The 12,704-nt window shown below is 32.5% G+C and carries 16 protein-coding genes; 9 read left to right on the top strand and 7 right to left on the bottom strand.

The genetic code is table 11. The annotated features are described in order from the left end of the window. The first annotated feature begins 8 nt into the window (after positions 1-8). Positions 9-692 carry a hypothetical protein gene (locus tag GKR88_00260; GenBank protein ID QMU62853.1) on the top strand — a complete coding sequence of 228 codons (684 nt, stop codon included), beginning with the start codon at positions 9-11 and terminating at the stop codon, positions 690-692. A 174-nt stretch (positions 693-866) separates the two neighbouring features. On the opposite strand, the gene GKR88_00265 is transcribed toward GKR88_00260, so the two are convergent. Further along, positions 867-1,301: a hypothetical protein gene (locus tag GKR88_00265; GenBank protein ID QMU66599.1), complete on the bottom strand. Its 435-nt coding sequence runs from the start codon at positions 1,299-1,301 to the stop codon at positions 867-869. Positions 1,302-1,639: 338 nt separating this feature from the next. Between GKR88_00265 and GKR88_00270 the strand changes: the two genes are divergently transcribed. After that, entirely contained in the window at positions 1,640-1,897 is a 258-nt protein-coding gene (locus GKR88_00270) for a hypothetical protein (protein ID QMU62854.1), read from the top strand. Positions 1,898-2,109: 212 nt separating this feature from the next. Here GKR88_00270 and thiL read toward each other — a convergent pair whose 3' ends face one another. Further along, positions 2,110-3,159, bottom strand: coding sequence for a thiamine-phosphate kinase (thiL, locus tag GKR88_00275; protein ID QMU62855.1), 1,050 nt, complete (start codon positions 3,157-3,159; stop codon positions 2,110-2,112). Between the two features lie 104 nt (positions 3,160-3,263). After that, positions 3,264-3,698: a peptidase, M28 family protein gene (locus GKR88_00280; protein QMU62856.1), complete on the bottom strand. Its 435-nt coding sequence runs from the start codon at positions 3,696-3,698 to the stop codon at positions 3,264-3,266. A gap of 186 nt (positions 3,699-3,884) precedes the next feature. On the opposite strand from GKR88_00280, the gene GKR88_00285 reads away from it, so the two are divergent. Further along, the gene (locus GKR88_00285) at positions 3,885-4,256 is read left to right on the top strand and encodes a transposase (GenBank protein QMU62857.1); all 372 of its coding nucleotides are present in this window, start codon (positions 3,885-3,887) and stop codon (positions 4,254-4,256) included. Continuing rightward, positions 4,256-5,113, top strand: coding sequence for an IS3 family transposase (locus GKR88_00290; GenBank protein QMU62858.1), 858 nt, complete (start codon positions 4,256-4,258; stop codon positions 5,111-5,113). Before GKR88_00285 ends, GKR88_00290 begins: the two co-directional genes overlap by 1 nt. Positions 5,114-5,199: 86 nt before the next feature. Here the strand turns inward: GKR88_00290 and GKR88_00295 are convergent, their stop codons facing one another. Together GKR88_00295 and GKR88_00300 are read right to left on the bottom strand one after the other, a co-directional pair. Beyond that, a complete protein-coding gene (locus tag GKR88_00295; protein QMU62859.1) occupies positions 5,200-6,195 on the bottom strand; it encodes a transposase in 996 nt (331 codons plus the stop codon). Between the two features lie 281 nt (positions 6,196-6,476). After that, a complete protein-coding gene (locus tag GKR88_00300; protein ID QMU62860.1) occupies positions 6,477-6,614 on the bottom strand; it encodes a M28 family peptidase in 138 nt (45 codons plus the stop codon). Positions 6,615-6,891: 277 nt separating this feature from the next. Between GKR88_00300 and GKR88_00305 the strand changes: the two genes are divergently transcribed. The 3 genes from GKR88_00305 to GKR88_00315 are packed head-to-tail and all read left to right on the top strand — an operon-like array spanning position 6,892 to position 10,169. After that, entirely contained in the window at positions 6,892-7,968 is a 1,077-nt protein-coding gene (locus tag GKR88_00305) for a radical SAM protein (protein QMU62861.1), read from the top strand. A gap of 2 nt (positions 7,969-7,970) precedes the next feature. Continuing rightward, entirely contained in the window at positions 7,971-9,488 is a 1,518-nt protein-coding gene (locus GKR88_00310) for a radical SAM protein (GenBank protein ID QMU62862.1), read from the top strand. A gap of 6 nt (positions 9,489-9,494) precedes the next feature. Then, positions 9,495-10,169, top strand: a complete 675-nt coding sequence (locus GKR88_00315; protein QMU62863.1) for a methyltransferase — start codon at positions 9,495-9,497, stop codon at positions 10,167-10,169. Between the two features lie 274 nt (positions 10,170-10,443). Here GKR88_00315 and GKR88_00320 read toward each other — a convergent pair whose 3' ends face one another. Continuing rightward, positions 10,444-10,854 (bottom strand): hypothetical protein, encoded by a 411-nt coding sequence (locus tag GKR88_00320; protein ID QMU62864.1) that lies wholly within the window; start codon positions 10,852-10,854, stop codon positions 10,444-10,446. A gap of 434 nt (positions 10,855-11,288) precedes the next feature. Beyond that, positions 11,289-11,807, bottom strand: coding sequence for a hypothetical protein (locus GKR88_00325; protein QMU62865.1), 519 nt, complete (start codon positions 11,805-11,807; stop codon positions 11,289-11,291). A 105-nt stretch (positions 11,808-11,912) separates the two neighbouring features. On the opposite strand from GKR88_00325, the gene GKR88_00330 reads away from it, so the two are divergent. Both GKR88_00330 and GKR88_00335 read left to right on the top strand, forming a co-directional pair. Continuing rightward, the gene (locus GKR88_00330; protein ID QMU62866.1) at positions 11,913-12,056 is read left to right on the top strand and encodes a hypothetical protein; all 144 of its coding nucleotides are present in this window, start codon (positions 11,913-11,915) and stop codon (positions 12,054-12,056) included. Between the two features lie 23 nt (positions 12,057-12,079). After that, entirely contained in the window at positions 12,080-12,592 is a 513-nt protein-coding gene (locus GKR88_00335; GenBank protein QMU62867.1) for a sigma-70 family RNA polymerase sigma factor, read from the top strand. Positions 12,593-12,704 lie beyond the last annotated feature (112 nt).

Genomic DNA, 12,704 nt, shown 5'->3' on the forward strand with positions numbered 1-12,704 from the left:
CATTTCAGGTGGTTTTTTTAGCTGCCGGGTTTGCAGTTTTTGGCGAGGATTACCTAAGTATAAATCATCATGGAAAAAAGATTGAAAAAACTATTTTTCAAAATTTAATAGGTAGCCATATCGTTTTCAATGAACTCAAGAAAAACAATTTGCTTGATGAAAATGCAAGAATTATTTTAGCAGGAGGCGAAGGAGCAAGAGGAATTAAAGGAATGATTGATAAACCTGTGTTTTCTTCTCCTAAAGAACTTAGAGAATATATCTATCTTGAATCTGACAGATTGCCAAAATACAATCCTATGAATGCCATAGGTATTTCAAAATTCGTTGGTGGGTTATGGACGAAGAAAATGGCAAGCTTAAAATCGGAAAATTTTGATTTTGTTTGGTTTTCACCAGGTTTAACTTCAGGTTCTACCGGATTAAAAACTTTACCAATCTTGAAAAGAACCGTTTTTACGGTAATGTTCAAAATAATGAATTTATTAGGCAAGTCTCAATCTCCCGAAAAAGGTGGTAAAAAATATGCAGATTGCCTACTCGGAAAAGTCGGAAAAAATGGCGAACTCATTGGCGCTCCGGAAGGTAAGACAATAGGAGAATATACGGAACAAACGGCTTTAAATCCTTTGTTGAACAACCAAGGACTAAAAGATGAATTATGGAAAATACTACAAGAGATTGAAAGTTGACCAAAGGGCACATAACATTAAATAACTGCTCATTTTTTTTTTCGCTTTGAGAAGTATACTGAAGTTTTCAAAGTTTGTAACTTGTTCACACAACTACTCATAGCCTGAGATGTTGGAAAGTTAGAAAGTATTATAAGATCTTTGCAGCATTGATTTGGCGAAAATCTCTTACCATCAATATTTTTCCTTCAAAATTATCTTAGGTTTCTTTTCTTCTTTTTTTATACTTCCGGGAAATAGTAATGATGTACTCGAAAAAGTAGTCCCAAAAGTTATATTAGCACTATATACCTGGCTTACGGCATCTTTTACCTGTTTTTCCGAAAGCTCTCTTAGAGGATGTATAAAAACAGACCATAAAATACCTTCTGCAATGGCGTATTTTACATCTAAGGCCGAATGAAAATTAGCTATCAATGCAGCACTTTTTAGTTTGTCATTTAGAAGATATGATTCTGTTATCGGCGAAATAATTCGCATCCTGTTGTACTTGGTATCTGTGATACATAAAAAAGTAATCTCTTTAATTTTGAATTGCCATCTTCCGTCAATTCCTTGTATAGTATCACTTATGTTTGTTAAAATAGCACCTATTTTTTCTGCGGTCATTTCCTGGGCAAGAGAAATTTGAAAGTTCAGCAATGAGACGAATATGATGAAGGTTTTTTTCATGGTGCTAAGTTATACAGTTTAAAAGTTCCAGGTTTCAAGTTCCAAGTCAATTCCGGTTTCAACTAATAAATACCCGAAAAACCGGATTTGTTTTTTGGGAAAATAATAGCTCATATGGGACAAATGTTTAAAGATTAGACGAAAAAATACGTATTATATAACGAATCCGTTTACACTTTTTTGCCAAATCAATGCTGCAAAGGTCTCCCAATACCAAAAAGAATACTATTTTCAAATTCTTTTGTTAAATTTATAAGAGCAATTAAAAGGTAACTGTGAAAATACAAGATGCAAAATCGATTGTTGATGTTATACGAAACGCTACTTTTGGTGAGCTGTTTTTTACATCGTTGATAACCTTACCTATTTATTTGGGAAGTTGGGTGCTGGTATTAAAACAGATAGATAAAAACTTGTGGGGCCTGAGTTTTTATATTTTTTTAATTCTTATTGCTGCATACATATTGACACTTATTATCATGAGATACTACCAAAGTAAGGATATGAAAGTTGAAAGGGCTTCTCAAAAATAAAAGCGTATATCTCATCCAGAAATTGGACCAGAATGAGTTTTGAAAGAGTGATGAAGAACATCGATAGTACCTATACTATACTGAAAAAATAATTATGGGTGTTTTAAACAAATATCCGGAAGATTTTCGAATCGGAACTGTAAAAGGAGGTAAAAAAGCAATTGTTCTTTTAGGTGAAGAAGAGGAATCATAAACTCCGTTTAATATTCAATTTATTCTTCTTTTAAAGCATTCCACCCTTGTGCTTTTAAAGCCAGTTCCTGATTGGCTCTTGTAACCAAATTCATTCCTGCGGCTTTTTCGGTAATATGGCCGATAACGGAAAGATGAGGGTTTCCTTTGATTTTTTCAAAATCAGAAATAGGAACTGTAAACAGCAATTCATAATCCTCTCCTCCGCTTAAAGCCACCGTGGTACTGTCGATTTCAAACTCTTCACAAGTGGAAATTACCTGGGGATCCAAGGGAACTTTTTCTTCGTAAATTTTACATCCTACTTTACTTTGTGAACAAATATGCATGATCTCCGATGACAGGCCATCGGAAATATCAATCATCGAGGTTGGTCTTACTTCCAATTCTTTTAACAATTTCGGAATGTCTTTTCTGGCTTCCGGTTTTAACTGACGTTCTATAATGTATGCATATGGATCTAAATCCGGCTGATGATTCGGGTTCACCTGAAAAACCTGCCGCTCTCTCTCTAAAACCTGTAAGCCTAAATATGCTCCGCCCAAATCTCCGGTTACTATGATTAAATCGGTTTCTTTTGCCCCGTTCCTATACACTACATCTTCTTTCTTTGCTTTTCCTATGGCAGTGACAGAAATTAAAATTCCTTTGGAAGAAGAGGTGGTATCACCGCCAATTAAATCTAATTTATATGTTTCACAAGCCAGATGGATTCCCGCATATAACTCCTCGACGGCCTCTAAAGAGAAACGGTTGGAAACAGCAATGGAAACCGTAATTTGTTCGGCTTCGCCATTCATTGCATATACATCGGAGATATTTACCATTACAGATTTATACCCCAGATGTTTTAACGGCATATAACTTAGGTCAAAGTGAACGCCTTCTACTAGCAGATCTGTTGTAATCAGGGTCTGTAATTTGGAAGCATTGATAACGGCCGCATCATCTCCAACACCCTTTACAGTAGAACGATGTGATAATTTGAAGTGTTTTGTAATATGATTGATCAATCCGAACTCTCCTAATTCAGACAGCGATGTTCCGGATTGATTTTTATTTGCTAACATGCTGCAAATATAATGATAAACAACTGCTTACTTCTTTTTGCTTTTATTGTTTTACTATTATGAGTGGTATAGGGGCATTTATACTATTCATTTTGGCAAAGGTCTCATTCATTTAATTTTACTATTGCATTATATAACTGTAAAATAACTAAATTTAATTTTTTCAAATCGAGCGTTTTAAGAAGATCTTTATCCGTGTGATAATTTTTGTTTCTGTAAAAAGCTGTATTGGTAATCATGACAGCTTCATAATTGAATTTCCAATAATTTAGATGATCGGAAAAATCAACCCCCGATATAGAAGCATTTGATTTTAAAAGCTCAGTTTCTGTTAAATTTTGATTGAGCAATAAATTGGCAATTTGAGAACTAAATTTCTCATTTTTATCATTTTGAACAACAGCAATGAAGTTCCCTTTTGTTCCATACATTGACTCCATTTCTTTTAAAGGAAATCTTTGAGAATGATCTGCATCGCTATAATACCCAATACTTTCTAAACAAATCATTCCTTTTACATCAATATGATTATCATACAATACTTGGCATGCTTATAACTATCCATATTCTTTGTTCTAAAAAAAGGGGGTTCTTCAAGCATATATGCCACAAAATCAATTCTGTATTTCAATTTTTCTTTAGCTAATAACCTGGCTAATTCTAACAAACCTGCTACCCCGTATTCTGACCCGTCCTGAAATATGTATACAAAAAACAACAAGTATATGTATAAAAATGATGGATATGTAAGACGTTATAGTGAGAGTTTTAAACTCAAAGTATTAGCAGAACTTACCAAAGGAAACCATTCCAAAAGACAAATTGCCTTAACTTACGGCATACAATCTAGTACGATAAACGTATGGATTAAAAAATATGACCGTAAAGATTTAATGAACACCCGTGTAACCGTGCAAACAGACGACGAATTATCCCGTATTAAAGCCCTTCAAAAAGAGCTAAAACAACTCAAAGATCTTCTTATTAAAAAGGATCTAGATAAACTTGTGAATGATAGTTATCTTGAAGTAGCTGCTGAAAATCTTGGCTATAAAAATGTTGAAGAATTAAAAAAAAACTTAAACATAAAGCCTTAATGAAAATAGCACCGATTAATAGAAAAAAAAGAAGGTACGCCATCGCTACTATTTGTAATGCTTTCGAGTTAAAAAGAGATGCTTATTACAAATATCAAAAAAGGTTTGTTCTTAAAAAACAAATAGAACAAAATGTAATAATGCTTGTTAAAAAAAGCAGGAAAACATTACCCAGAGAAGGTACTAGAAAGCTAATGAAATCCTTACATAATGATTTTAGGAAACAGAATATAAATATAGGTAGAGACCAGTTATTTAGAATCTTAAAAGAAAATAATTTGTTAATTAGAAGGAAAAAATATTCTTCTAAAACAACCAACTCTTACCATCGTTTTTATAAATATAAAAATATCATAAAAGACCTGATCATTAATAGACCTAACCAAGTTTGGGCTTCGGATATTACCTATATAAGAACTATAAATGGATTTTGTTATTTAGCACTTATTACTGATATGTATTCAAGAAAAATAGTAGGCTATGATATTAGTGATAGTTTAGAACTTAAAGGCTGTGTTAGAGCTTTAAATAAAGCTATTTATCAAACTAAAAATACCGAAGAAATCATACATCATTCTGATAGAGGAATACAATATTGTAGCAATGTTTATACTCAAATTTTGAAAAGAAAAAAGATACAAATCAGTATGACCCAAGAAAATCATTGCTACGAAAACGCAATGGCCGAAAGAGTTAACGGAATTTTAAAAGATGAATTCTTCCTCGACCAAACATTTACAAATATCAATCACGCCAAAAAAGCAACAAAAAATGCAATCAAATTATATAATAATAAAAGATTACATTTATCTTTAGATTATAAAACACCTAATTACGTGCACAAAAATGTAGCATAAATTTTAATAATTAACTGTAGCCCTATTTTAGGACGAGACATTCTATGATAAAAACAAGTAAAAGTTGAGATATTATTTTTACTAATTTATGCAGCAAATTTAAAAGTATCTACATAGGGTGTTTGTCGTTTGACAACGGCAAACACTCTTGCTATTAATTTGTTTCTAATAATGTTAACGGTACTCATTTTACTTTTGCCTTGTTTTATTCTTTTATGATAGTATAATTTCATTTCTGGGTTATGTTGTATAGCAGAAATAGCGCACATATTAATAATTGCTTTCAATTTTTTATTAGCCAAATGAGAGACTTTTGTACGTCCTTTAATACTAGTTCCAGATTGGTAAGGAAAAGGAGCAACACCACAATAAGAGGCAAACTTTCTCCAGTTTTCAAATTTTGAAAAATTGTCAGTAAACACAATCATCATTATAGCAGTTTGCATTCCTATACCTTTAACACTAGTAACAAGTTTATAGGTTTCTTTTAACATTATATTTTGGTCAATAATAGCTTGCATTTGAGTATTAATCTTGTGTATTTGTTTGGTTAGTTCTGCAATCATTTTTTGTTGAACGTCAAAGATTATTTTATACTCTTTTGCTTTATAAATTCTTTTTTGTTCTTTCAAAGTAACTTTAAAACCAGCTCTTTGTTTGTTAAGTTTTGTCCTTAAAGATAAGAGACTTTTTAGTTGTAATATACTTCTTTTAGGTAGCTTACTGGGTTTAAGTTCTTCTTTTAATCGATACCCATATAGAGCAATGCGTTTGGCATCAATTTGGTCATCCTTTCCACGAGCAATACCAATAGATCTTTTAATTTCTAAACCAGAAGCTATGAAAAAAGATAATTTTTGTTCAGTTAAAGACACAGATAATAAATGAGAGTACATTCCTGTATGTTCAAATACAAACATGGTTTCTTCTTTAGAGAAAGACGAATTTTTAAAACTCCACTTTAGCATTAATTTAAATCCAGATTTACTGTTCTCAAACTGTTGAACAATTTGTTTAGAATAGATACAAACATCAATTAATAATTTACTGACATCGATTCCGATAATTTCATTTGTTTTCATAATTTTGTAATTAGATATTAATAATAGTTACTTAAACTAAGACCTTTAATAAGGGCAGAAACTGAAATTCTATATGGTTCTAAGTAACTTTTAAAAAGAACGGAGACTAATACGGGGGATGGCTCTAAAAAGCTAGCTGGCCGCTAAAGTTCACTCCGTTCTTTTGTGTTTTTGGTTATCAACAAAATAAGAGTTATTAACAAAGAAAAAAAGAAGCAAAAAAAGAAATTTCATCATAACTATTATGTTTTTATTTTAAGTAATTATTTCTATTTGCTAATCTAAAGGCTTGCGTTATCATCAGCACCGGGTGTTTCACAAAATACATCATAATGAGCACCGATTATTATTCTGGTAGAATGAGTTGTTCCAATAGACCCAATTACATTTTTATATTCATTACCATTAATATTGTACACCTGAAAAAAAACAGCATCACAAACTTTCTTTAATTCATTTTTTGAACTCGTTTAGACTTTTTGGGTTTAAGCGAAAATTAGAAGTTTTTAGGGCTGTTGAAGGCTTTTTTGAGTTGCATAGCGTTACGGAAGGAAAAAAAGACAAAAACATAGCGGAAAACAGCAATTTTTTAGCAAATTCAAAAAGTTTAAATGAGTTCTATGTTATGTGCATTCAAAAAAAGTATTTAATTTGTAACCCGAGTAATCAATAGAAAACAGGTTCTCTAAAAAATACATGACTTTATTAAAAAAAATAAATAAGCGTTTTTATCCAAAAAATTACCTATTCCCTCCGGAGTGGATCGTTTTAGGGGTAAATAATGTGTGTAATCTGCATTGTAAAATGTGTGATGTAGGTACCAAAAATATAGATAGTAATTTTGCTCAAAATCTGGTTGGAACAAGACCGTTAAACATGCCTCCGGAACTAGTTAAAAAAGTTATTGATCATACCGCAAAATACTATCCGAAATCTAAATTAGCTTACGCTTTTACCGAACCTCTTGTGTATCCACACTTACTGGAGTCCTTAGCATATGCTTCAAAGAAAGGACTGCATACAACCATAACAACAAATGCTTTGACCTTAAAACATAAAGCAGAAAAGATGGTAAATTCAGGAATTAACGATGTGTATATTTCCTTAGACGGCCCGCAAGACATTCATAACGAGATACGAGGGCATAAAAAATCATTTCAAAAAGCATTAGAAGGCATAGAAATATTGGCGGGTATGGATAGAAGGCCTACAATTAATATTATCTGTGCCATTACAGAATGGAATGTTAAGCATTTAAAAAACATGCTAGATTCATTAAAACATCTTATTATTAATGAAGTTGGTTTTATGCATACTCAATTTGTAACAAAAGCGTCTGTAGCACTTCACCAAAATACCCCATGGGGTGCTTTATATCCTGCTCATGATTCTAATATGGATTTGATCGATCTTAAAAATATGGATCTCAATGCGTTATTAGATGAGGTCAGATTGATAAAAAAAACATCCTATCCGTTTAGAGTTTATTTTTCACCGGAGATAGATTCAATAGAAAACCTGGAGCTCTATTACTTACAAACTGAAAAGATTATTGGAAAAAACTGCCATGCGGTATATTCCAGTATTATGATAAAATCTGACGGTACGGTAATCCCGGCTCATGGAAGATGCTATAACTTGAATCTTGGAAATTTGCATGACAAATCTCTAAAGGAAATCTGGGAGTCTGGCACTCTAAAAAAATTACGTAGTGATTTAAATAAAGCCGGAGGCCTTTTCCCGGCTTGTAGCAGGTGTTGTAGCGCATTTTAATTATGAAAAATAAAATCGTCATATTCAATCCCCGTAGCGCCAGTGCAAAGTATAGAATCCCCAATTCTATTTTGCAAGTAGGCGCCTCTATTCACGGAAAATTTGAGTATGTTTTTCTGGACGGAAACCTGGAAAAAGATCCATGGCAAAAAATTCAGCAGTACTTTGATACAGGCGAATTCAAATATTTTTGCTCTACCGTAATGCCCGGGCCTCAACTTAAACAAGCCATTCCGTTTACAAAAAAGGTAAAAGAAGTATATCCGAACAGCATAACCGTTTGGGGCGGATATTTTGCAGCCAATCAATTCAAAGTGTCCATCAATTCCGGATACGTAGATTATATCATTAATGGGCCCGGTGATGTTGCTTTCCCTGGTTTACTGTCGGTTTTAGAAAATAACGAATTAGAAAACTTAGCAACTGTTAAAAACCTGATCTACAAAAAAGACGATCAAATTATCACCACAGCAAAAGAGGCATTACCGGATCAGGATAGTTTGCCCGATTTGCCTTATGAATATTTGGATACTTTTTATCCGCTAAAAAATTATCTGGCTAAAACATTTATGGGAAGCAAAACACTTTCCTACCACTCAAGCATGGGCTGTCCTTTTACCTGCTCTTTTTGTGCTGTGGTTCCTATTTACAATGCCCGGTGGAAAGGGAAATCGGCTACAAATATTGCCAAAGACGTTTTTTATTTTAAAGAAAAATATAACATAGATGCTGTTGAGTTTCACGACAATAACTTTTTCACCTCCAGAAAACGTGTCGTGGAATTTTCTGAATTGGTTGTAGGTAAAAACATACAATGGTGGGGAGAAGGGCGAATAGATACCATCAACAAATATTCTGATGAAGATTTGCATTTGATGCGAAAAGCAGGATGCAGCATGATTTTTTTGGGAGCTGAAACCGGAAATGACGAAGTGCTAAAGCAAATGAACAAAGGCGGAACACAATCCGGAAAAATGATAGAAGATTTTGTAGTACGAATGAAAAAAGCAGACATTGTCCCGGAACTGTCCTTTGTATTGGGCTTACCTGCGGAAACCAAAGAAAAAGTGTATGAGCAAATCCTATGGGATATCCGGTTTATCAAGAAAATTAAGAAGCTAAATCCGGATTCCGAGATTATTATTTATTTGTATAGCCCGGTACCGACAGAAGGTTCGGATTTGTATCAACAAATTATAGATGCGGGGTTTTCTTTTCCCGAAACTCTGGAGGAATGGATTGAACCCAACTGGGAAAAATTTGACCTCAGAAAAAATCCGTTAACTCCGTGGTTGACACCAAAAATGGTAGACAGAATACAGAATTTTGAAACCGTATTGAATGGTTGCTACCCAACTGTTTCCGATTTCAAGATTAAAGGAGTTAAAAAACACTTACTGAAAACCATATCCCGTATTCGATACGAATCGAATATTTACAGGTTTCCCTATGAGGTTAAATTAATGCAAAAAATATGGAAATACCGTCAGCCTGAAATTGAAGGTTTCTATTCCGAATAAAAAAATATGCGAAATTTTCTAAAAAAAATTACACATCCTCTTTTAAAGATAGCTGCTAATATTTACTTTTTAAAACCCAGAAAATATATCTACAAAGAGATTCATACTCTTGTGCATCCGGAAGTTTTTGCGCCACATTTTATACTGAGTACCAAAATATTACTGGATTTTGTTGCCACGTTAAACCTCAATAACAAATCTTTTCTGGAACTCGGTTGCGGCTCAGGTATCATTTCACTTTTTGCAGCTTCGAAAGGAGCCAAAGTTACCGCTTCGGATATCAACCGTAAAGCCCTGGAATATTTGGAAATATCAGCAGGGAGAAACAATTTACCGCTTAATATCATTTATTCGGATTTGTTTGCAGAACTTAATTCAAAATATTTCGATTATATCATTATCAATCCTCCGTATTATCCCAAAAAGCCTAAAAACATGAAAGAAAAAGCCTGGTTTTGTGGCGAGCATTTTGAATATTTTCAACGTCTTTTTACGCAGCTGACAAAACGAAAAGATGTTATAAACACCTATCTGATTTTATCAAAGGATTGTAATATGGTTCAAATTAAAAAAATAGCAAAAGCCAATGCTTTACGTCTAAAAAATGTTCGAGAAGTTATGAAACTAAAAGAGAAGAATTTTATATTCAAGCTTCAAAATTATTCGGAGAATCTACAGTAAGTATGCCAGATACTCTTTTTTTCGCCCTAATATATGCTCTTCTTTTTTGTCCTTTTGAAATTTCAAAAAAAACGGATAGAAATAACATCCCTAATTCAATAAATTGCAATATCTTTTTCATGAAAGATACATTTTTAAATGTTGTCATTCTCACACAAGATCAAACCGGATAGAAATACATCTATAAATCCTTGTTTTTAATTCCTGCATGAGAATGGACATGGTTATATAAAAATCAACTAACTACATATGAATATCAATGGAATAATAAAAATTAAACTTCACAATCACAATTGGAATTAACTGTTCCCTGCTGATTTTGAATATAGCACGTATCTCCAATATTGAGTTGTAGTGCCGGACAATCATACTGTGTCGTGTTTTCTGCCTCGCATTCGCAATTAGCATTTATTTTCCCATCCATACCATTGGCAGTTGTACAGGAGTCTCCAATATTGAGTTGTAATGTCGGACAATCGTAAGTAACGGTAACTTCACATTCGCAATTTGCATTAAGTACACCTTGTTGGTTTTGCACAAAACAGATGCTTCCGACATTAGCTTGCAATGCCGGGCAATCAAATAGTTGATCATTTTGCTCGTCATTATTTTGAGTACAAGCGAGTATAAAAGCAATGGTTGAAACTAATAAAAATACTTTTGCGGATAAGATTTTTTTCTTCATGATAAATAAGTTTAAGTTTTTAAGTTTATGTAGTAGACAGTTGCAAAACACAATTTCCTACCTTCATTTAAAATTTTTAACTATTTGAGACCTTTTCAAAATTGATTTGGTGAAAAAGTTCGACGCCCGAAGAAAATTTTCAACCGGAATAACCTATTGATTTTGAGGATTTAAAATTTTCGAGAAGGAAGAAATTTGAAGCCAAATCAATTTCAATACGGAATATATTACTTTTTTGCAAAGGTCTCTATTTATCTAGTTTCAAGTTTGAAAGTATTCGAGTTAAAAGCTTCAAATCAGTCTTTTAAACACCAGGAGAAATAGCCTTATTTTTTGAGAAAATAAGGTTTCTTAAAAGTTATCACATCCCGTAAACATTATTGCTTAGAGCTTTTCATGCAAAAAACCAAGCTAGGCTTTAGTCAAAAATGATATTATATTTCACAATCACAATCAGGATTAACAGTTCCTTGCTGATTTTGTATAATGCAAGGATCACCGATATTTAACTGTAATGCCGGGCAATCAAATGTAGATTGACATTGCTGTGAGACAGTGGAGAGGTTTGCTCGTAGTTCCTCATTACTCGTAAGCGTAAAAGTAGTGTTTCCCGAATTAGTGTTTACCGGGAAATGTAAACTCACAAGATATGTGTCTGTATTGATTCTGTTAGTTACCATTACACGTAATTCCGCATCATTTGTTACGGTTTCATTAACTAATGACTGAAAATCTATGTTATAAACGTTAAATAGTATAGGGTAATTAAAATCTATACAATCAATTGCATTAGTAGAAACATCCAGGATTAAAGTAGCTAATTCGGAATTGGCCACAATAACACTATTCTGATCCGGAGGAGTTACTGAAATAGTATCATTTTCTTTACAGGAAAAAAATAATAGTAGTATTAATACCCCTAAATATTTAGAAAAAGTTAATTTCGCTTTCAAAATACATATGGTTTTATTAGAAGTAGACATGTTATCACTTATAAATTCCTACTTTGCAAGTGTTAAAAATATGTAATTCCATATAAGTTCACAAAATATTATACTATGAACTCATTTAAACTTTTTGGATGTAAGCGAACATTAGAAGTTTTTAGATATGTTGAAAGTTTTTTTGAGTTGCATAGTAGCGCTACGGAAGGGAAAAAAGATAAAAACAGAGCTAAAAACAGCAATTTTTTAGCAAATTGAAAAAGTTTAAATGAGTTCTATATATGAAAGATGATGATCTTTGTGATGAGTTAACGTTTTCAGGTATTTTCAAAAAATATTCTAAAGAATTATATCAGTATTTTTATTACCGTTACGGAGGAGATTGTAATATTGAAGACTTCATTCAAGATGCATATACAAAACTGTGGCATAAGTGTAGTCAGGTAACTGCTTCAAAAGTTAGAGCTTACTTATATACCTCCGTAAGAAATATGATTTTAAACGATATGGCTCATAAAAAAGTGGTGTTAAAATACCAGCAGCAGTCTAAGCACATAGAAACTTCTTCCTATCATCCATCCTATTTTGAAGAAGACAATATGTATGTGAAACAATTGCAAAAAGCACTGGAAAGTTTATCTGAAGAGCAGAGGGTTACATTTCTCTTAAATAGAATAGAAGGTAAAAAATTCAAAGAAATTGCGGAAATTATGGGAATTTCACCTAAAGCGGTTGAAAAAAGAGTGTATACTGCTTTTAAAAAAATAAAAAAACAAATATCAAATGACAAGTAATGCCAAAAAGAATACTAAAATAGCCCAATTTTCCTTACACAATCTTATAGACTATTTTAGTATTCTTTTTGGTATAAGGTAGGAAATATAAAAACAAACTTGTCTTATTATT

Source organism: Flavobacteriaceae bacterium (genome assembly GCA_014075215.1).
Lineage (GTDB): Bacteria > Bacteroidota > Bacteroidia > Flavobacteriales > Flavobacteriaceae > Polaribacter.